This is a genomic window from Clostridium sp. CM042 (genome assembly GCF_055080995.1).
On the sequence record NZ_CM143646.1, the window covers coordinates 1,382,023 to 1,404,005 of the forward strand.

Sequence of the window (21,983 nt, forward strand, 5' to 3'; positions counted from 1 at the left end):
AAGAATCTTTAGCCTCCAATAGTACATTCTAATCCATATTCCTCTACTATTTTTTTAAAGTTATTCATAGTATCCTCATCTGGAGTTTTAATTTCCTGTCCCATTATATAATCTAATCCTAGGTTCTCATACTTATTTGCCCCAAGCTTATGATATGGTAATAAATCTAAGTGCTGTACTGTTCCTAAACTTTTTGCAAACTTAGCAATATCAGATATACTGTTTTTATCACAATTAAATTGTGGAATAACAGGTACTCTTATAATAAGCTCTTTGCCTAAAGTAGCTATTTTTTTAGCGTTTCTTATTATTATTTCATTACTTACATGAACATGTTTTTTATGTTTTTCATCATCTAAATGTTTTATATCTAAAAGCACTAAATCAACCAAAGGAATTATCTTATCTATTGTCTCTTCACTAGCATAGCCTGTAGTTTCTATTGCAGTATGCCATCCCATTGACTTGCAAGCTTTTAAAAGTTCAATTGCAAATTCTGGTTGCATAAGCAATTCGCCTCCAGATAATGTAACTCCACCTCCAGAACGTCTAAACTGAATAGTTTCTTTCTTTAGTTCAGTCATTACCTTCTCTACAGTAGTTTCTTCTCCAGATTTAACAATACCTCCTGGATAACAATTTTCAGCACAAAGTCCACAACTTGTGCATTTTTTTCTATCTATTCTTCCAGGTGTTAGCATATCAATTGCACCTACTGGACAATTTTTTTCGCATTTTTCACACTCTATACAATTTTTTTCATTAAACATAATTTGAACTAATGGATCTTGTGATTCTGGATTACTACACCAATCACATTTTAAAGGACATCCTTTAAAAAACACTATTGTCCTAATCCCAGGTCCATCATGAATAGAAAATCGTTGCATATTAAAAATTTTGCCTTTTTGCTTATAATTAATTCTTCTTATCGGCATCTGATTTTCCTCCTTTTTAGAAAGTTTGTTCAGTTCTCTTTATAATATCATCTTGAATTGCTTTATCTAATGTTATAAATTGAGCACTATAACCGGCAACACGTACTACTAAATCTCTATATTTACTTGGGTTCTTTTGTGCTTCAACAAGAGTTTTCTTATCGATTATATTAAATTGTACATGCATACCCTTTTGATCGAAAAAGCTTCTAACAAGTGATGCTAAATTATTTAATCCAATACTTCCTTGAATTGAACCTGGATGGAATTTTTGATTTAATAAAGTACCATTAGATGCAATAAAATGATCTAATTTAGCTACTGAATTTATAGCAGCAGTTGGTCCATTACTATCGGCTCCTCTAACTGGAGATACACCATCTGCTAATGCTTCATGTGCTTTTCTACCATCTGGAGTTGCTCCTATAAGATCACCAAATAGGATATTAATTGCTGCTGGATATAATCCCGCGTGGAAATTTCCACCTCTTGGATTTTTATGTTTTGCAACTTCTTTGCAGTAAATATATGCTCCTTGTCTTGCTAGTTCATCAACTTCATCAATATCATTACCAAACTTAGGTGCTCTATGAATTAACATTTGTCTTAAGTCCTCAAAATCTATCTTTGAAGTTGAATCTTCTTGACCAAAGTTAGTATCTAAAGCTTCTTTTAAATCTTTTAAAGTTATCATTTTAGTATCAAATACAAGTTCTTTAATAGCTGCAAAAGAGTCTCCTACATTTGCAACACCAACACCTTGTGGTCCTGTAAAGTTATAATGTGCTCCACCTTCTTGAAGTGATTTACCATCTGTTATACAGTCATCAACCATACAAGATAGGAAAGGTAATGGGGCTCTTTCTGCATGAGCCATATCAATAGAATTGTCTGCCACTGATAATTGATAAACAAAGTATTCCATTTGTTTCGTGTAAGCTTCAACAATTTCTTCAATAGACTTGAACTGTGTAAATTCTCCAGTCTTAGGTCCTATTTGTTTTCCATTACTCATACCATTATTTATAGTGACTTCTAATAGTCTTGCTAAATTAAAGAAACCTGAATCATGCCATCCTTCTGTTTTACCTGGTTTTTGCGGTTCAACGCAACCAATAATTCCATATTCTCTAGCATCTTCAATTGTTAATCCATTACTAACTAGTGCTGTAATTACAACTTCATCATTATAAAATGCTGGCATACCAAGTCCTAATCTGCTTAACTCACAACATCTTAATAAGAATTCATCTGGAGTTTTGTTCCATATTCTTACTGAGAATGAAGGTGCTGCTAATCTTACATGAGCTGTAGCATCTATGCACATGTATGATAAATCATTTGTAGAATCTTTGCCTTCTCTAGTTTGCCCACCTACACATAGGTTTTGAAACAATGGATATCCACCAAATGCTCTTGTTGATACTTCATCACGAACTTTGTTAATATCATTTAATTTAACCCATACACAATCAATAAGTTCTTGAATTGCATCTATGTCAAAATTTCCTGAATTTAATTCCATTTCATAATATGGATACATATATTGATCAAATCTTGTTGGAGAAATAGAATGTCCATTTGATTCTATATTTATAACTGCATGTACAAACCAGAATGATTGGCAAGCTTCATAAAAATTAGTTGCCCCATTTTCAGGTACTGTTTCACAGTTTTTAGCTATTTGTAATAATTCTTTAGCACGTACACTATTTGATTCTTTTGAAGCCATTTCTCTAGCAAGCTTTGCATATCTATGTGCATAGTTTATTATTGCTTTGCAAGAAACTACGATAGATTCCCAAAATAGTTTTTGCTTGATATATCCAGGATTCTCTTTATCAGCAGCCTTAATTGCACATTCAACTTCTTCAATAACACCTTTATATCCTTTAGCTAAAATCTTAGCGTAATCTACAGATACATGTCCTACTCCATTAAGATAATAGTTTGCAACTGTAAATACATTTTCATTCATTGCCTCAATAGTTTCTGGATACATGTATGAAGTAGCAAGTTCATTAGTAGTTTTACCTTCCCAATAATTAAATACTTCTGTAAGTTGTGCTTTTGCTTTTTCAGTAATTTGGAATGAATCACCTTTTCTCTTTCCTATGGTTTCAAATTCATCTTTAATCCACTGGTTTGAGAATTCCGGAAAAATTTGAGCTGATCTTGCTTCCTGAGTAAGACTTCCAACTACTAGCTCTTCATCTCTTATAATAATAGGAATTTCATTTAATATCTTTTCAAGTGCTCTAGCCCTACGAACTACTGCAGGTTGTCCTTCTGTCTCTTTGAATGATTCTGTTATTAATAACGCTCTATCAACTTCAATACATGGAACTGCTAAAAGTATTTGTTCCTTTAATGCTACTACCCTCTTTGTTGGTTTACTAAATCCATCTTGTAGAATATACATATTAAAACTTCCTCTCTTAAAATAATTTTTTATTAATCCAAATTTTATCTTTTTAAATAAGATTTTGTTAAATTTATAACTATCAAATGCATATATAATTTATAATATGTCCTCGATGATTGCATCGAGGACACATTATAATTGTTGTAACTTATATTTTCATTTATATTAAATTATCTTATCGAAGCTGCAATATTAAAATGCTGATTTAAATAATTCAACAATATCTTTCTTGTTTCCTTTTCTTGGGTTACTGAATGCATTACCATCTTTTAATGCCCATTCAGCCATATATTCGATGTCTTCTTCTTTAACTCCTTGTGATCTTAAGTTAGCTGGAATTCCAACATCATTTGCAAGTCTAAACATAGCATCGATAGATTTCTGAGCTGCATCTAGTACTGAAAGTCCTTGTATATTTTCACCCATGAATTCTGCTATATCAGCAAATTTCTGTGGATTTGAAATAACATTCCATTTTTCAACGAATGGAAGTAATATAGCGTTAGCTACTCCATGAGGCATATCATAAAGTCCACCTAATTGGTGAGCCATTGCATGTACATAACCTAAGTTAGCATTATTAAACGCCATACCAGCAAGTAGTGAAGCATAACACATATTTTCTCTAGCTACTAAGTTTTCACCTAGTGCATAAGCTTGTCTTAAATTGTTTGATATTAATTTAATAGCTTGGATAGCTGCCGCATCTGTAACAGGATTAGCATCCTTTGAAACGTATGCTTCTATAGCATGAGTCAAAGCATCCATACCAGTTGCAGCTGTAAGTCCTGCAGGCTTTCCAACCATTGTTAGTGGATCATTGATTGAAACTGATGGTAAGTTTCTCCAACTAACTATAACAAATTTAATATTAGTTTTAGTATTTGTAATAACGCAGTGACGAGTAACTTCACTAGCTGTTCCAGCTGTAGTATTAACAGCAATAATTGGAGGAAGTGGATTTGCAAGAGTTTCTATACCTGCATAGTCAACTAATTCTCCTGGATGAGTTGCTAATATACCTATACCTTTACCACAGTCATGTGAACTTCCGCCACCAACTGTAATAATCATGTCACATTTTTCATCTTTGAATACTTTTGCACCTGCAATTGCGTTTCTATCCTTAGGATTTGGCTCAACATCATCATAGAATACAAAGCTAATTCCTGCTTCTTTTAATGAAACTTCAACTTGTGCTACTGCACCGCCCGGAAGACTACGAAGAAACTTATCAGTTACTATTAACGCTTTTTTTCCACCTAAAATTTCAGCTCTTTCGCCTACTACTTTTACAGCTCCTGCTCCCATAAAGTTAACCGCTGGTGCTAAATAATCATACATTCTCATTTATTATTCCTCCTTAGTTTCTTTGAACATTGTAATTTGTTGAATTGTAGCTTAACCTCTATTTTTAAGGTGATATTAAAATTTTCTTAATTATTAATACATCCCTTGTTAATTTACTAACTATCTCAAGTATAAGCCTGTCTAATTCAAATTTCATTGAAAAATATTGCATTCTTGTAGAAAAACATTACTCATTTTATGTAAATTTCCACAGTAATTTGTCGCATTTAGTGTTTTGCATAAAAAAATAGCACTAGTTTTAGTCTAGTGCTATTTTTCTACATTATATTCATTTCTATAAACGGCCGGGGTTATCCCTTCAATTTTTTTAAATACTTTTATAAAATAACCACAATCATCAAAACCTAAATCCAATGCTAAATTGCTTATTGGGACATCAGACTCCTCAAGCAATTCTTTAGCTTTTTTAATTCTCACTTTATTTATATAACTGGAGAAATTCTCATCAATACTTTTTTTAAAAAGCTTACTAAAATAGCTAGGACTAATGTTACACAATGATGCCATATCATTAAGGGTAATTGCGTACCTATAGTTCTTTTGTATATAATCTAATGCTGGTTTTAAAATAATATCGCATTTGTTCTCACATTTTATATTATTTTCATCTTCATTAAAATCTAATTTAACATTATTCTTCGAATTTTCTTCCACTGTTTTCACTTTATTAGCATTTTTTAATTGTAACTTTGTCGTCTTAAATGAACCAACAGTTAAAATTTTATCATTATGTTTGTTTGAAGTTATTTTTAATAAGGCTTCTTCTACAATATAGTTACTAATATGAAAAATCATGTTAGCAACAGATTTAACTCTGTCCAAAGTCATCATAGGTAACTTTTCATATAAAACCTTAAGTTCGCCTTCTTTTTCTAATTCCATCTTAAAATATTTATTGTTAACTATTTGTTCTAAATCTTCCTTTTCTTCATCTTTAATAATAACCTGTCCTGCCATTACAGCGCCAAAGTATTGTCCATCTATTACAATAGGAATTGCAAGGTCTATTACACCTACATGACATATATACAGATATGGTTGTTGTAATCTAGCAGCCTCGAGTCCCCCTCTAGCGTCACATTTTTCACAAAGGTGACCCACGTCTAGATGTAATCTTACAAATTTACAAAATTCACTACACTTACTATGTGTAGTAATCCTTTTTCCTTTATAATCAACTGTCACCATAGCAATCCCCGTTACCTCTGCTATATTATCCTGCATTTTTTGAAAATTATTCACATTAATAATATTATCTAGATGTAACAAACCATTATGCAAATTACTTCCTCCATTCATGACTATTTTTCTATATAAGTAATATTACCATCAAAAATATAAAAATAAAAGCTAATTTCCATTAAAATCAGATGAGATAGAGGCACGTATTATTGTTTATTAATTAAGCTAGCAACTTTTGCTTAATTAGCATAACACATCGTGCGTTAATTATACATGCTATTATGAATATTCTATACTTTGTGATAACAAAAATAAAATAGATAGGCACTAAATGCCTATCCATCATAATCAACATTACTTATATTACCATGTTTCTAACTTACATAAATGATTCTGTTTCTATATGAGATATTTTATTATTGCAAATTTTTTTATCAGCCCAATTTTTACCTTCAATAATGCGAGAAATAATCATTGCAACCCCAGTATCGCCAGTAGCGTTAATTGCTGTTGCTGGCGCGTCTGTTATTGTTCCAATTAAAACCATAATTGGAATTGAAACAACAGGAAATCCAAAAGCAGCTACAATAAATATTTCTCCAACATATCCACCAGCTGGTATTGCACCCATTACTGATGATGCTACTACAGATACTACAATAGCAGTCAATAAATTTTTTGGATCTAAAAAATTAATCTTAAAAATAGAACACATAAATGCAATTTTTAAAATTGAAGTTAAACACGCCCCATCTTTATGAAGATTGCACCCCATAGGAATAGTAATATTCTTAATATCTTCTGGAATGCCAATGTTTTTTGAGGCAATAAGATTACTTGGAATACTCGCAGCACTAGAGCATGTACCTAAAGAGGTTAGAGCTGGCGGAATAATATTTTTCCAAAAATTTCTAATTCCTCTGTTTCCATCACCAATGAAGGCGAAAATAGTATTTGATAAAAAGAAATATATTACAGCCGCTATAAAATATATTAATAGTGCTCTTGATAGTGGTCCTGCAATTTCATCACCATACTGCCCAATCAAAGTAGCAAAGAATGCACCTAGTCCTATTGGTGCTAAAAGCATGACATATTCAACCATTTTCATAATAACATTAGATAGTGAGTCAAATAATTGCATTACAGGTTTTCCTTTTTCCCCTATAGCAACAGTAGCTACTCCAAAAAACATAGAAAAAACAATTAAAGCCATCAAATTTTTTCTTGACCACAACAGTGAAAAGTCATTTACTGTAAACATCGATAAGAAATTACTATTGCTCTTCATATTCTTTACTGTTTCATTCATAGCTATATTTGCTCCATGAGCTGGATCAAACACCACACAGATGACAGCCATATAAACGCTGGCTATGATTTCTGTTACAATAAACAATACCATCATGATAGATAATACTTTACCAAGCTTTTGCAAATTCTCCATATTAGCAATGGAAGATACTAACGATACGAAAATCATAGGTACTACACAACAATATAACAAATTTAGAAAAACATCTGCTATCGGCGTAAGAACTACAGCTTTGGGTCCAAGTATCCATCCTACAATGGACCCAATTAACATTCCACCAAGGAGAATAAAAGAAAATTTATAATTCTTTAAAAACTTCATTAACCTTCCCCGCCTTCTATTTTTACAAACAATTGATATTCTTTATGATGTTGTCTACAGCCTTTTCAACATATTTGGGATCGGTAGCCATATTGAGTCTAACAAAACCTTTGCAATCTTTACTAAACAATTCACCTAAATCAACAGCAAGTCTACATTTATCCTGTATAAATGTTTTTGCGTCCTTAGGATCGATATATTCTCGTAAATCTAACCAAGCAAGATATGTTCCTTCTAATGGAGTAATAATTATTTTTGGTGTTTTTTCATTCAGTCTGGTTTTAACATAGTTATAATTATATCGTATTACATCTAGTAAAGAATCTAACCACTCTTTTCCATGACTATAAGCAGCTTCTGCTGCAGTTAATCCCATGATATTTACTTCTGTTTGATTAACAGTTTTTGCATAAGCATCATAGGTAGCCATTATTTCTTCATTAGATATGATTATATGAGAATTTAATAACCCAGCTAGATTAAAAGTTTTTGACGGTGCTGTAACTGTTATTAAATTATCTGCATACGCTCCCCCACTTACAATAGCTGCCGGAATTTGAATGTTTTTTCCAACTATAATATCCTGATGGATCTCATCTGAAACAACAAGTACATTGTGTTTTTTGCATATAGACAAAACCTTATCCAATTCTTCTTCTGTCCAAACTCTACCAACTGGATTATGAGGTGAGCACTGGATAAATAATTTGACATCATTTTCAATAATGTTCTTTTCAAAATTCTCAAAATCAATGGTATATACTCCGTTGGTATTAATTAATTCTGATGTAATCAATTTTCTTCCATTATCTTTTACCGCATTATGGAAGGGATAATAAACGGGAGTAATAATAATTACTGAGTCATTAGGTTTTGTAAAAGCATTAACAAACCAGTATAAGGCAAGAACAACGCCAGTTGAAAAACGCATCCATTCTTTATTTATCGCATAGTTATGTTCATTCTTTTCCCAATTAATAAAGGCATTATAATAGGATTCAGGTACATAAGAATATCCAAATATTCCGTGTTCAATTCTTTTCTTCATTGCATCAATTACAACTTCGGGAGTTTTAAATTCCATATCTGCAACCCACATAGCAATTAAATCTTTATCACCATAGCGCTTATCTAGTGCATCCCATTTTAAGGAATTTGTCCCTAATCTATCTATTGAATACTTTTCGCAAAATTCTTTAATATTCATAATAAAACCTCCTCTTTTCTTTATAAGTGAGCTATTGCAGTTCTAGCAGGAGAGCTTCCTGTTTTAAACCGTTTTCAATAGTTACTAAATAATCTTTATCCATATAATCATCTAACAGGGTTATATTACCATACTACTGTGACTAGGTCAATGCACTACTGGATCATCTCTCTAGATGCTTTGTTGTTATTTTTGAAGGTAACTCAGTTTACATAAATTCTATTTGGAGAACTGTATCCTAGCTAAGTATTAATCAGAATATCATTTGCATAATTTTGCATTTAATTTTATAATATGGTAATAATGTATATAAATATTAAAATAAAAGGGAGTGAAAATTATGGGCTTACCCGCAATTTTAGGTTTACTAATTGTCATAGGAAGTTTAGTATGCTTATTTTATGCAGTACCAATAGAGAAATAATATAAAAGAGTATATAAACGAAGGGGCTCAATCAATATGTCAAAACAAAAAAAGAATCACAAACTAAAAAACTTTATATTTTATCTTATTTTCGGATTAATATTTACTGGAATTACTGCTCCATTAATTATATTTCATGGTCCGTTTATTAATGTAAAAAAAACGATTGTGGATGCTTCAATGACCACACTTACTCACCAATGGATTGCGAAGTCGTTTTTATCCGATGCGGAAATCCAAAAAATCAGAAGCGAAGATGCAGTTCAAACTATGCAGCAAGGCACTAATAATCTTATTAAGTTTATTAATTCCCATGACAATAGTATTGAAAGATATAATATTTCAAATGGAATAAAGTTCACAGGCTATGTACTTATTATTAAAGACCCAACAAGAGTTAAAGTTGGCTATAGTAATAAACTGGGAACCCAGGGTGAACTAACAAGTCAAATAGCACAGGATAATGGTGCTATTATAAAAAGCAATAAATGACACTCATTTACTGCTTTTTATTTACATTAATTCTTTAATCATCTGTATAAACAAAATAGCAAAATGAAATTGATAATATAGTTCTCGACTTTTATAACAGTGGAAGCCCTTACTCCTCAATAAATGAAGCCAATTCTTTGTTAAATCTATCTTTCTCATCATAGAATAATGCGTGGCCACTGAATTCAAATGGTACAAGTTTAGAATTCTTAATGCCTTGTCTTTGTGCCTGACCTAATGGGAAGAGACAGACTTTGTCATGAATACCATGAAGAATTAAAGTTGGAACACTTATTTTAGAAAGATCAAAAAATAAACGTTCCTCGCCTAGCCAACTGGTTGAAGTTGCCGCAGTGGCCCAACCTGCTGCCTGTAGTCCCAATTGAAAAATCCAATCTGAAAATGCCTGGGTTATATGCTGAAAGAAAAACATGTCTCCAAATCCCCTCAACATTTTAGGTCGATCATTATATGTTTGATCAATGATATCTTTAACAACTTCCGCTTTCAATCCATAAGGGAAATATGGACGCTGGATAAGGCTGGGTGCTGCTGCTGCAAAAAGAGCTAGTTTGGATACCCCGTATTCATTGTGCCTGGACATGTATCTAATAGCAATCGCTCCTCCTGTGGAGTGCCCCGCTAGTGTAAAATCCTTTAATTTAAGTGCATCTACTACACCTCGAACATCGTCTGATAATCTATCGTAGTCATAGCCTTCGAACGGCTTATCGGATTTACCGAATCCCCTCTGATCTATACCTATACACCTGTATCCCATCTTTGGAAGTTCATTAAACTGATATTCAAACAACTTATGACTTCCGGGCCAACCGTGAAGAAACACTATTGTCTTTTCACCCTTAGGGTTAATATCCTCTACATAGATTTTTACATTTTCTTCTACTCTAATATAATATCCCACTAAATACCTCCAATAATAATCTTACATTTATATACTATTCTATTAGAAATAATTATGTTAATTAAAGTTATACATTCATAAAAAAAAAGAGGCATAACATTGTTTGCTACGCCTCCTTCTTCTCTATAACTAATATTTTTTATTTATAACCACATTTTACGAGTATCTTTGTGCTATTCTCAGAATTTTTCTCGTTTATCATTAATACAGGGCCAGTACAACCCATTCCACTCTCGCAGTATATTCCTTCCGTCCAGAGGGCAGCACATGCATCATCGAGTTCTAAAATATCTATACCTGGTATAGCAAAAGTAACTACTTCCTTGGGAGGAAGCGCAACTTTTTCTTCTGATGATTTTTCACTTTTACTTAGTATCCTATCAATTAACTTTTTAAGTCCAGCTTTTTCTGCATCTTTATATTCATTTTCAGCTACAATCATAAGATCATTTTGTACACACTCAAAACAATATTTAAGTGCTTCACAAATAAGAGGTGCGCCAGAGGCCCTTGATATTATGTTAATAATTTTATCATATGTTTCTCCAACTCCTGGCCCATATCCATAACCTGAAGTTTCATAATCTCCACCAGTTGTATAAGATGAAAGCATTTTAATAAGAAGGTTTCCAGTAAGTGAATCGCAAACCAGTACATCTGGAGTTCCTGCAAGTACATCATTACCTCTCATCATTGCCCCACCATCGGCTCTTAATGAATCTGCAAATTCAAAATTATAACCAGACTTTTTTAATTCACCTAAGTTTCTTTCAACTTCCCTTGCTCCATCAATATTTAAAATTCCTACTTTAGGATTTTTTATTCCTGTGGCTTTTGCAACTGCAATTCCACCTATAGCATTTTTCAGCATGGCTTCTACTCTATTAGTTGAAGTAGCACCTGTGGTCGTAGCTATTATCATATCGCGTCCTTTTGCTGGAGTAACAGCCCTCCCTACTGTAGAAACTCCTATTGGAAAATTAAAATGTTGTGTAACACAACCCTGTATTTTTCCTTCCTCCAAAAGTTTCAACATTTTATTGTGCCCGTCCTCTGCAGAAGCTACTTCAACTACTTCAAATTCACAATCAACCTTTTCACCTATCAGTACAATATCAAAGCTTCCATATTTTTTTGATGCTAGTGTGCATGCTTTTACCATTTCAGAAATGCCATGCTCCGAGCCATATGTTGTTATGCCTATTTTAATTCTCTTTTTAAAGCTTCCACTTTTAATACCATCTGCTATTTCATTGAAAGCCTCTGCTATGGCCTTTTTTGCTTTTATGTTTCCCATAAAATCACTCTCCCTACAATCATCAATTATTCGCTTATTAGCATTTGCGCAAATTTTTTCATGCTTTCTGCTATCATAATCTTTAGTTCTTCATTTGAAACTTCAGCTCCATCATCTTGCTTTCCGGAATTCTTTTGCACAAGTACTGAAACTCCATCAAATAAATTAGTCATTCTTCCAAGGAACAAGCTTCCTTTGCCAATTAACATAAAATTATTCATTCTCCCTTCCAATATTGCACTAATTCCATGTCCAACTATTGGTACTGCTGATGGAATATGTCCTTGTGTTGGAGCAAATCCGGGATAGCCATGCTTTTTCACAAAGCTTGGAAGTTCTTTTCTGTCTAATTGTCCGTTTTTAACAGCAAGAGCACCGATCATTTTATAGTTTTGAGTTGGTACATCTCCGGCTCCAGCAGGCTCCGTTATATCGGGAGTTTGAAGCTCTGGAGCGTATTTATCAACATCAGTTATTTTCATTGAAGCATTAGTTAACGGTTTTAATACTAAAGCTTCAAGTACAGCTTGAGGTGCTGAGCCATCTCCAATTGTATGTTTTCCAATGATATCTGTTCTTATTTCAGGGCTTATGCCATCATTTTCTGTTATAAGTAGTGCGAATCCTCCAAGGCAATCCTCAAGAATTGGAAGTCCTTTTTTTACATGGTCTCGTCCATTCATTCCAAGCTTTGAAGTACATCCGCCTGCAAAAACTATAACATTTTTGAATATTCCTGATTTTACTAGAGCAGAAGCATTTATTATTGCATGAACAGGTGCAGCGCAAAAACCTCTCATGTCAATACCAGTTGCTCCTTTAATACCAGCAATTTCACCACATGCTTTGGCAAGATTGCCTCCTCCTCTTTGATTCATATCTCCTACTGCTTCTTCAGAACATTCAATTAAGTAATCAACTTCACTTACATCAATTCCAGTAAGTTTAACTAACTGCATTAATGCAAGAACACCTGAAGCCTTAACAGCAAGGTTTTCAAGCATAACATGTGCTGAAAGATTTATATCTACATCATGAGCTTTTTTTACACACCCAATTAGATCATCACCAAGATATAATCCTTCTGCATCTTGAGTATCAACTAATTCTTTTATGATAGCTACATCCTCGCCAACGCCAAGTGCTTCAACTTTTACGTTAAGTAATTCATGAGCAGCAAATTTTTCTCTAACACTTTGCGTAAAACCTTTTTCTAATACTACTAAATCGAATACATCTGAAACCTTAAGCAATCCGTAAAATTCATCCTGCGACATTATTTCTCCGAATTTTCCTGCTTTTTGAGCACCTTCAATTTTTGAATTGTTCCAAGGTCTTTTAATTTCTAAAAGCTGCTCTGGCATTATGTTGCCTATATAAGTTTGATTAGGAGGATATGCTACTACATCCTCAAAAGTTCTTAAATGATTCTTTGCCTCTTTTAAAAATTCTGAATCCGGATTGTTTTTTCTCTCAACTGCAGCTGTTGTTCCGCAATGCATTACCATATCTGGAGTGTTAATAAGAATATAAGATGCTTTTTTCACTACTGGAAAGCTCATTATTTCATTCCTCCTTTATTTTAATTAACAAAAGTGAAGATAAATATCTTCACTTTTGCACTTTTTAATAATAGTTTTATTCTTCAAAAACCTTTTGCCCATCAACTGGGGTTTCTAATGCTTTAAGTGCTTTAGCTACCAGTTTATATCTAAGCTTTATTTCAGCCTCCTTCTCTAAACTAGGGTTTCCTAGTGGATGTGGGATAGCTATTGTTGGTACTATTCTATTCGCTCCAACTGTAAGTGAAATTGGAACTACTGTGCACATGTGGACTACTGGAAGTCCTCCACGCTCTATTTCTTTAACGAGTGTTGCACCGCAACGTGTACAAGTTCCTCATGTTGACGTTAATATAACAGCATCCACGCCATCAGCTAACAATTCCTTTACAATTTGTGCTCCAAATTTCTTTGAATTGGCAACGGATGTACCATTTCCAACCGTAGAATAAAAATATTTGTGAAGCGAACCTATCTTTCCTTCTTTTTCCATTTGTCTTAATACATCTACTGGAAGAACTCTGTCACAATCAGCATTTGCATAAGTTGGATCAAATCCACCATGTGCGGTTTCATATGTCGCCTCTGTTAAATCGTCAACACCTAAAATGTCATATTTGCCAAACTTTGAAGCGCTTGAGGATTCAATATGGTCAGGGTTATCTTTTGGAACTATTCCACCCGATGTAACTAATGCAATTTTAGCTTTGGTTATGTCTTTTATAGCTGCATTTGGCTCTACCCTATCAAATACAGGCATTACAAACTCAGTTGCAAATCCCTCTCCTTTAAGCTTCTTAACGAGCATATTAACTGCTCTTTTTGAACCTCTAACTGTATCAAAATAATTCTTTCTTATTCCTCTTTCAATATAACCTTCCTCTGCAGGTGATCCTATTTCTTCACCGTGAACAAGTTTTAAACCAAGCTTTACCATAGCGGGAAGAGCTTGCCTCATACCAACCGCACTATTTCTAGTCTCAATTATATATGCGTCCTTTTTATATATGTCAGCACCAGGATTTTCAATATACATTGCTGTAAGCACAGGAACATTTAATTTTTCTTTAACTTCTTTTGCAACAGCACCACATGCCATTCCATATCTTCCTGCATTAAAAGCTGGGCCTGCAATTACTAAATCAGGGTTGTAACTTTTTATCATTTCAATTACTTCAGCTTTTGCTTTTTCTAGATTTTCATTGAAATATGAATCTCCACAAATAACAGTAGCAACTATTTCAGCTTCACCTTTGAAAATTTTGTTTAGCCCCATTCCAGGTCCAACGAAACCTTCTCTTACTTCTGGTTTATAATTTGCCTCTTCTTCTCCGCCTATACCAGCATAAAATTGATTTATATAATGAACTACCTTAATCAATTGAGTTTCCCCCTTTTCTCATATTTTTACTTTACCTTTTAAACTGAAAATTAATATTTTGAAAACTCATCTCTTATTGTCTTTACTTCCTTAATTATATCGTCAACGTCTAGAACCATTTCCATCATTCCACACTGCTCATCATAAACCGTTGCATCACATTCATCTTTTATTTCTGGCTCAATCATGTGATAAACCGCAAGGCCAAGTTCAATTCCTGCAAGTGGGCCTGCAAATGTAGGGTCTCCCGCAGCTACTGTTTCAGCTGAAAGTCCTGAAGCTTCTGCTTCTGCTCCACCAAGTATAACTACAATGTTTTCTGCACCATTCTTGTCTGCTAATTCTTTAACTCTTTTTTGGATCTCCAGATCCATAGCACCAGCGGCAGTTCAGACAAAGCATTCTGTGGAAGCAAATATTACTTCTGCTCCTGCAGTTTTTACGCATTCTTCGATTGCTTGGCCTGGTATTCCATCTCTATCACCTATAGCAATTACTTTTTTATCTTTTAACATTTATATCATCCTTTCTATAAAAAAATTAGTATCCTCTTGTACTTAAAGTATTATATCCAACTTCGCTTGTTGCTCCAGTAATTACCTGGATTTCAGCTTCAATTGAGCCGTCTTCTCTCAAACTTCCAAAATGTCCTCCAGCAATAACATTTGCATTTTCTGGATGACCGATAATTTTCTTCATTGTGGGAAGTACAATAACTTCATTTGCATTTCCAGCAGTTACTACTGCATCGCCCTTAGGAGTTGAATCTGCAAGTGATTGTGAAGCTCCATCTTGACCAGCATATTCATCGGTTATTAGTACTGTTTTAATTCCTAGTGCTGAAATCTTGTTACAATTCATAACTAAATCTGCATCTGGATTACCAAACCCCTCTTCAGAAATTATTACTGCATCTGCACCTAAATACTCAACTAATTTTGCAGTATAGCTTGAAGATCTTTCTTTATCTGCAAGGTATACAGTTTCGTTAGTCAATACACATCCAAGGAAATTGTAGTCAATACCATGTCTCTCATACAAATCCTCAATTACAGGATGATTCATATGAACATATGATGGGTTCTTATCACAAGCTGAAACACAGTTTCCTGAAACAATAGCACCATCAAATATTTCCGTTGGGTATATGAATGTAGGTATTATTTTCTTTGCATCAACTCCATATACATAGGTGTCATGAAGAAGTCCCTGACTTTGAAGCATATACACATATATTACTTTAGGAAGATCAGGATACTGTTTTACCTGTTCTAAAAGAGGAAGTGTTTCGAAAGTCTTAATTTCATCAGCCTCAAGTTCTCTTGCACATTCACCAAGATATGTTGCAGCCTTAAATCCAACCATTCTAACAGCTTCTTCGTGATCATGTGGAAGTACGCTTTTCTTTGTTTCACATGTTATTACAACATTGTTTAATTTTGAAAATGGTGTATACTTAGCACCAATTCCACTCATGTCAATGATTCCCTCCTGGAACCCAACAATATTTCCGGTAGTTACAACAGCTGCACCTTTCAAAACATTTGTTCTTCCATTTCCAACTGTATCAACCTTGCTTATAAATCCTGGAAATATTCCACCGCTACCTGATACCTTTACTCTTGGCTCAATAACGTCTTTAACTGGAATTATCCTTGTCTCATCTCCTGGTCTTGCAATTTCAATGCTAATACTTTCAATTCTTTCATCTCCGCCTATATGTGCAAGCAGTTCTTCTTTATTTACAAAAAGAACTCCCTTTTCAACCTTTGTGCTAGTGCCAAATTGAACATCATTAATTTTAATTTCACCAAGTTCTAAACGCAAAGTTTCCACCTCCAAAATAGTTTAGTCATTTATTACAATGTTTCATAAACGCTTTTAATAAAATCCTCTACATCATCAATTGTTTCGATATTTTCAGGGGTAATAGTGCTTATTTTCTCGTTATTTTTATAAATTATCATCGTTGGGAGTCCAAGTACTCTTTGAGATATAGCGAGTCTTCTAGAACCACCGATATTAAGGCTTGCAAATTTGATTTTATCGCTATATTTGCTTTCTAGTTCGTGTACTCCAGGCATAAGTTCCTTACATACTTCACATTTGTCACCCCAGAAATCAACAAATACTGCTTTTTCAGAATAAGTTACTACTTCATCATCAAAATTTTCCTTTGTCAAACTAATCATTTTAAATTCCCCCTAATTTTATTTATTTGCTATATATACTTCTGCAGAAGTTGCCGCTATTGCGCCATCAGCAGCTGCAGTTATAACCTGTCTCAAATTCTTGACCCTAATATCTCCAGCTGCGAAAACGCCTGGAATGTTGGTTGCCATGTCATCATTCGTCATTACATAATCATTATCATCCATATTGACTCTACCTTTAAAAATTTCTGAAATAGGACTGTACCCGACAAATACAAAACACCCATCAACCTTCACTGTTTGAACTTCATTAGTTTTAACATTTCTAACCTTAAGGCCTTCAAGTATTTCATCGCCTTCCGCCTCATCTATAACTGAATCGTATATAAATTTGATTTTTGGATTAGCAAAAGCTTTTTCTTGAATTGATTTACAAGCTCTTAATTCATCTCTTCTATGAATTACTGTTACACTATCTGCAAACTTTGTGAGATAAATTGCTTCAGTTATAGCGGAATCTCCACCGCCATTTACGGCTACATCGAGCTCCGTGAAGAAATCAGCATCACAGGTAGCACAATATGAAATTCCCTTGCCGCGTAGCTCATTTTCATTTTTAAAACCTGCTAATCTGGGATAAGCACCTGTTGCAATTATAATAGTTTTAGCCTTATATGTTTCTTTTTTGCATTTAACAGTTTTTATTTCACCTTCAAGTAAAACATTTTCTACAGTATCTTTTGCAAACTTTGTACCAAATTCCTCAGCTTGAGTTCTCATTCTTTTAATCAATTTTGGACCAGTGCACTCTTCAATTGAGCCAGGATAATTTGCAAGTTCATCTGTTATTGCGGCCTGTCCTCCAAATTTTCCTCGTTCAATTATTAGAGAATCAAGTCTTGACCTTGACGCATAAAGTCCTGCCGATAACCCCGCTGGGCCACCCCCTATAATTATAGTGTCATAAATATGTTCCATTTTTAAACCCCCTAGTATATTACATTTGTTTTCAATTTAGACCATGACTTATAATATCGTAATCTATTAACATGAAATCATTTCGCACCGCATCTGACCATGCTGGTGTTCCCCTATCTTTAATGAATTTTTCAGTTGTGTGTATCGATTCTTCAATAAAATTAACTGACTGTAAATCTATTACTTCTTTTTTTGATTTTGTTATTATTACAGTTTTGTAGGGCGTTTCATTTGGCTTTATGCTGCTTGAAAGCGGATGCGTGAGCAAAATGTGTCCCTTATGAACATGGTTTCTTACAGTTTTTAGTACATTCATTATTCCAGTAAAAAATTCGACTTCATATTTTTCGCCAAATTCATCAAGGCATCTTGGGTTATTAGTTACAATCAATATTTCTTCTATCAATTAGTCCCTCCTTCCAAATACATTAATTCAAGTTTTTTCCACTTTTAAATAAAAAAGGACAGAGATAAAGCTCATTTAAGCTTTATCTCTGTCCTTTTTACCTGAGAGATTTACTCCTTCGGTGCAATTGCTTTCCAGAGTTATATCAATCTTCGGTCCTTTTGCCTGAGATATTCATATTACAGCGCATGTAATACTTGCCCCTTCGGCTATCCATTTAAGGATGTTATATTAAATAACTAAGCTTAAGCTTAATCTCCCGAAAACATCATCTATCAATATTCAAAAGTACTACAACTCTATTATAATCTACTTTTTAACAATGTAAAGGGTTAAAATTGAAATACTATCTATAAATTGAAATAATATACACTTTTAAAAGAAAATTTATTGAAAAACTTATAACATCTCTATAAATGCTGCCATTCTTGTATTAATTTGACCTATATCTGTTTGAGAATAATCCGTTTCGATACTCATATATGGGATATTTTTCTTATTGAAAATTCTCTTTAATCTAAGAGTTTCTACATTATAGGTATGACAAGCTTGAAGTATTACATCGACTACTCCATCAGCTTTATATTCTTTACATAACTTTTCTAATAAATCTATTCTGTTATCATTTGGTGTCATACAAGAGCATCCAATATTTAAATATTTTTCTGTTAAAGCATAAAGAGGCTCCTTGTTTTCATCAACCAAAGTCTCTGTTGTTTTAGCTCCACCACAGTTTTCATAACATACCACTACTCCACCATTCTCTTCTATGGCCTTAATTATTTTTTCAGTTCCTTGTCCTAGAGGACATCCTGTAATAAGTATTCTCTTTGCATCACTCGAAACTTCTCTTTCCCCACTATTATACCTATCTAGCGCCTCACTTGTTACGCTTTCAAGATCTTTTATCAATACTTCTTTATCCAATTTAAATCCTGCCCCAGATAGAACCTTATGCATTTCATAGCCTGTAATTGCTGGTGGCTCTAGCTGTCCTAGCTCATAAAACTTTCTTAGAGCTACTCTTTCCCTATTTTTAAGCTTAATAGCTATTTTAAGCTTTTCATCTGTAATTTCAACACCATAAAAATTTTCTAGACACTTCTTAAGCTTTACTAATTCATTGCTCCATAGTTTATAAGAATCCTCATCATTACAGTTTTGAGGAAGCTGCATAATATGAGTCTTCTTAATATCTGCTAAATATTCATACATCTTCTTTTTCCCATCACAGGTAGTCTCTCCAACAATCATATCGGAAAAATAAAAAAAAGGACATTTATCTGTAATTGCAAAGCCATAAGATGCTTTAATTAATGGGCATAGATTTCTTGGTAAATCCCTTTCGGCATCAGCTATAGGTTCCTCTGTCATACTGCATAATGAAACTGCAATAGCATCCGCAGCCATTATTATTTCTGTTGGTGTGAAAGTACAAAACACCCCCACAACCTTCTTGCCTTCATCTTTTAAGTTCTTGATGCTTAAAAAAGCATTTCTTCTTGCTTCACTAAAATCTTCAAATTTTTCTGGTAGGTTATTCATTAATATATCCCCCTCCGTTATAATGCTTCATTAGAATTTCCTTCAATTCTGCTTGCCATTATAGCCGCTCCAATTGCACCTGCATACCTTGCCATTTTTTGAGTAGCTACAGGTGAACTCAATTTTTCTGAAAGTCGGTCCACAATAAATGGACTATCGCAAAGTCCTCCTGTTAAGAAATAGTTATGAGAATCGGAATGTTTTTGACACAGAGATTTTACTTTACCTGTAATAGATTCTATTACACCAAATGCAATGTCTTTACGTTTTTTTCCACTACCGATGAGACTAATGACTTCAGATTCTGCAAAAACAGTACACATTGAACTTATAGTTGTTCCACTTCCCTTTGTGGCCTCAGTGCAAAGTTCATCAATATCAAAGCCTAGTGTTCCAGCCATTAATTCTAAAAATTTACCAGTACCAGCTGCACACTTATCATTCATAGAAAAATTTGTAACCTTACCACTTTCAACAGTTATAACTTTTGTATCTTGTCCACCTATATCAATCACTGTACAATCCTCTTGTAATAAATAATACGCCCCAACTGCATGGCAGGTTATTTCAGTTATTGTTTTATCTGCATAGGGTACAGAAACCCTTCCGTAACCGGTTGCAACTATTTTACTATTACTAGAGGTCATTCCTAGTTTTTCTATTGCTTGTCTTATTTCCTCAGATGTTTTGACACTACTCCAACCTGTTGGGTAAATAAAAGTATTTTTAATTTTATCATGTTCAAGAATACACACCTTAGAAGCAGTTGATCCAATGTCAATTCCTATGTATAGCATATCCTTCACCTTCACTTTCTTATTGTACATAATGGAAATACTGCAAGTTTCTGAAAGGGGATAATAATATAAAGCAGTCAATAGTTGCTAGCTTTTGATTATGATATTTAAATATTTGTATTATGTCCTATTATCAAATTCCAAAATTTATATACTTACTACTTAATCTTACTTATATTTTTCTCGCTAATTAATTGTACATCATATTTTTTGTTTTTACTAGTATTTGCAAGTTTTATAATCAAATTGTATATTTCCGAATTTTTAATTTTAACCTTTTCACTATTATGGACTCTAACTATTTACTAGAAGAACCTGGATTTATTTCAATCCCTATTTTCATGGGAAAATCTCCCCCAAGAATGTTATTTAAAGAAAAAAGATTAAAAATAGCGGCTAATAGCTGTCAAGGTGACAAGTAGGTTTGATACATGGGCGGACACCGTGATACGTGTACCCTACTTACCTAAAAATAGGCCGCATAATGGAATTAATATCCATCATGCGACTATATATAGTTTTATAAGTATTGCATCAAGCCTATTTGTATTTGAAATATCTTTTTTTTAAACCTAGTAAAATATATTCTAATAGTGTCATTTGGGTATACTTTGTGAAATATATCGTTAATATTTAAGTGTTATCTATAAATCATCATATATATAACCAAAATTAAAATTGGAATACACAAAATTATACGTATTGTTTCAAAAATAGTATCCACTTTTTTATTTTCATACTCTATTTTTTTAAAAAAGAACTTTTCCAGCAAAAAATATGTTGGTATTAACAATATGGGGATTAAATTAGGCTGGTTATTTCGAATTTGTTGCCACGTAACCTTTTTTAGTTAGCATTATCAATACTATAATTCTACTTTTATCAAAACAAATTATTCGCAATTTGTTCACGCCCCTCGGGTGTCTTTGCGAGGGCACATGACTGAGCAAGTTAAAGATTTTTCTGTGGCAACAGAAAAATCAAGTTTAACTGTCAACTCTCAACTATAAAAAAGTTATCCACATTGTTTTCCGCAAGCTGTTTCCTATATAATAAAAAAAAAGCCCCTCAGGGCTTTAAATTTAATTGGCGGGAGTATGTGTGAATCGAACACACCCAACCTGGTCTTAGCAGGTCAACACAGTTTTGAAGACTGGCAGGCACACCAGCACCTATCTACTCCCATGAAAATTTAACTCTAATACCATTTTATCACGAATAATCACAATATGATATCTTTTGTAAAATTAATTTTTATTTCCAC

The 21,983-nt window shown here is 33.3% G+C and carries 18 protein-coding genes, 1 tRNA gene and 1 riboswitch; of the genes, 1 reads left to right on the forward strand and 18 read right to left on the reverse strand.

Annotated features, from left to right (window positions below; genetic code table 11):
- Nucleotides 1-8 precede the first annotated feature (8 nt).
- From ACWJJ7_RS06585 to ACWJJ7_RS06610, 6 genes are all read right to left on the reverse strand, one after another.
- Complete coding sequence (locus tag ACWJJ7_RS06585; RefSeq protein ID WP_462964455.1) at nt 9-938, reverse strand: glycyl-radical enzyme activating protein; 930 nt, start codon at nt 936-938, stop codon at nt 9-11.
- A 16-nt stretch (nt 939-954) separates the two neighbouring features.
- Complete coding sequence (locus tag ACWJJ7_RS06590; protein WP_462964456.1) at nt 955-3,360, reverse strand: glycyl radical protein; 2,406 nt, start codon at nt 3,358-3,360, stop codon at nt 955-957.
- 195 nt (nt 3,361-3,555) lie between these two features.
- The gene (locus ACWJJ7_RS06595; protein ID WP_462964457.1) at nt 3,556-4,713 is read right to left on the reverse strand and encodes an iron-containing alcohol dehydrogenase; all 1,158 of its coding nucleotides are present in this window, start codon (nt 4,711-4,713) and stop codon (nt 3,556-3,558) included.
- Between the two features lie 270 nt (nt 4,714-4,983).
- Nucleotides 4,984-6,015: a PocR ligand-binding domain-containing protein gene (locus ACWJJ7_RS06600; RefSeq protein WP_462964458.1), complete on the reverse strand. Its 1,032-nt coding sequence runs from the start codon at nt 6,013-6,015 to the stop codon at nt 4,984-4,986.
- Between the two features lie 280 nt (nt 6,016-6,295).
- Nucleotides 6,296-7,552 (reverse strand): dicarboxylate/amino acid:cation symporter, encoded by a 1,257-nt coding sequence (locus tag ACWJJ7_RS06605; protein WP_462964459.1) that lies wholly within the window; start codon nt 7,550-7,552, stop codon nt 6,296-6,298.
- 22 nt (nt 7,553-7,574) lie between these two features.
- Nucleotides 7,575-8,759: a MalY/PatB family protein gene (locus tag ACWJJ7_RS06610; RefSeq protein WP_462964460.1), complete on the reverse strand. Its 1,185-nt coding sequence runs from the start codon at nt 8,757-8,759 to the stop codon at nt 7,575-7,577.
- 460 nt (nt 8,760-9,219) lie between these two features.
- Here ACWJJ7_RS06610 and ACWJJ7_RS06615 point away from each other — a divergent pair, with 460 nt between their 5' ends.
- Entirely contained in the window at nt 9,220-9,675 is a 456-nt protein-coding gene (locus tag ACWJJ7_RS06615; RefSeq protein WP_462964461.1) for a hypothetical protein, read from the forward strand.
- Between the two features lie 109 nt (nt 9,676-9,784).
- Here the strand turns inward: ACWJJ7_RS06615 and ACWJJ7_RS06620 are convergent, their stop codons facing one another.
- The 12 genes from ACWJJ7_RS06620 to ACWJJ7_RS06675 form a co-directional block, all read right to left on the reverse strand.
- On the reverse strand, nt 9,785-10,600 hold the full coding sequence (locus ACWJJ7_RS06620) for an alpha/beta fold hydrolase (protein WP_462964462.1): 816 nt from the start codon (nt 10,598-10,600) through the stop codon (nt 9,785-9,787).
- A 139-nt stretch (nt 10,601-10,739) separates the two neighbouring features.
- Nucleotides 10,740-11,897 carry a glycine/sarcosine/betaine reductase complex component C subunit alpha gene (gene grdD / locus ACWJJ7_RS06625; protein WP_462964463.1) on the reverse strand — a complete coding sequence of 386 codons (1,158 nt, stop codon included), beginning with the start codon at nt 11,895-11,897 and terminating at the stop codon, nt 10,740-10,742.
- Nucleotides 11,898-11,923: 26 nt separating this feature from the next.
- Nucleotides 11,924-13,459 carry a glycine/sarcosine/betaine reductase complex component C subunit beta gene (gene grdC / locus ACWJJ7_RS06630; RefSeq protein ID WP_462964464.1) on the reverse strand — a complete coding sequence of 512 codons (1,536 nt, stop codon included), beginning with the start codon at nt 13,457-13,459 and terminating at the stop codon, nt 11,924-11,926.
- A 76-nt stretch (nt 13,460-13,535) separates the two neighbouring features.
- Nucleotides 13,536-14,840, reverse strand: coding sequence for a glycine reductase complex selenoprotein B (gene grdB / locus ACWJJ7_RS06635; RefSeq protein ID WP_462964465.1), 1,305 nt, complete (start codon nt 14,838-14,840; stop codon nt 13,536-13,538).
- Between the two features lie 50 nt (nt 14,841-14,890).
- On the reverse strand, nt 14,891-15,355 hold the full coding sequence (grdA, locus tag ACWJJ7_RS06640) for a glycine/sarcosine/betaine reductase complex selenoprotein A (RefSeq protein WP_462964466.1): 465 nt from the start codon (nt 15,353-15,355) through the stop codon (nt 14,891-14,893).
- A gap of 25 nt (nt 15,356-15,380) precedes the next feature.
- Entirely contained in the window at nt 15,381-16,667 is a 1,287-nt protein-coding gene (locus tag ACWJJ7_RS06645; RefSeq protein WP_462964467.1) for a glycine/sarcosine/betaine reductase component B subunit, read from the reverse strand.
- A 32-nt stretch (nt 16,668-16,699) separates the two neighbouring features.
- On the reverse strand, nt 16,700-17,032 hold the full coding sequence (locus ACWJJ7_RS06650) for a thioredoxin family protein (protein ID WP_462964468.1): 333 nt from the start codon (nt 17,030-17,032) through the stop codon (nt 16,700-16,702).
- An 18-nt stretch (nt 17,033-17,050) separates the two neighbouring features.
- Entirely contained in the window at nt 17,051-17,971 is a 921-nt protein-coding gene (trxB, locus tag ACWJJ7_RS06655; RefSeq protein ID WP_462964469.1) for a thioredoxin-disulfide reductase, read from the reverse strand.
- 31 nt (nt 17,972-18,002) lie between these two features.
- A complete protein-coding gene (locus tag ACWJJ7_RS06660; protein ID WP_462964470.1) occupies nt 18,003-18,377 on the reverse strand; it encodes a GrdX family protein in 375 nt (124 codons plus the stop codon).
- 78 nt (nt 18,378-18,455) lie between these two features.
- Nucleotides 18,456-18,525, reverse strand: a riboswitch (glycine riboswitch).
- A 251-nt stretch (nt 18,526-18,776) separates the two neighbouring features.
- A complete protein-coding gene (locus ACWJJ7_RS06665; protein ID WP_462964471.1) occupies nt 18,777-19,922 on the reverse strand; it encodes a double-cubane-cluster-containing anaerobic reductase in 1,146 nt (381 codons plus the stop codon).
- Nucleotides 19,923-19,939: 17 nt separating this feature from the next.
- Nucleotides 19,940-20,719 (reverse strand): acyl-CoA dehydratase activase, encoded by a 780-nt coding sequence (locus tag ACWJJ7_RS06670; RefSeq protein ID WP_462964952.1) that lies wholly within the window; start codon nt 20,717-20,719, stop codon nt 19,940-19,942.
- A gap of 1,087 nt (nt 20,720-21,806) precedes the next feature.
- Nucleotides 21,807-21,903, reverse strand: a tRNA-Sec gene (locus tag ACWJJ7_RS06675).
- Nucleotides 21,904-21,983 lie beyond the last annotated feature (80 nt).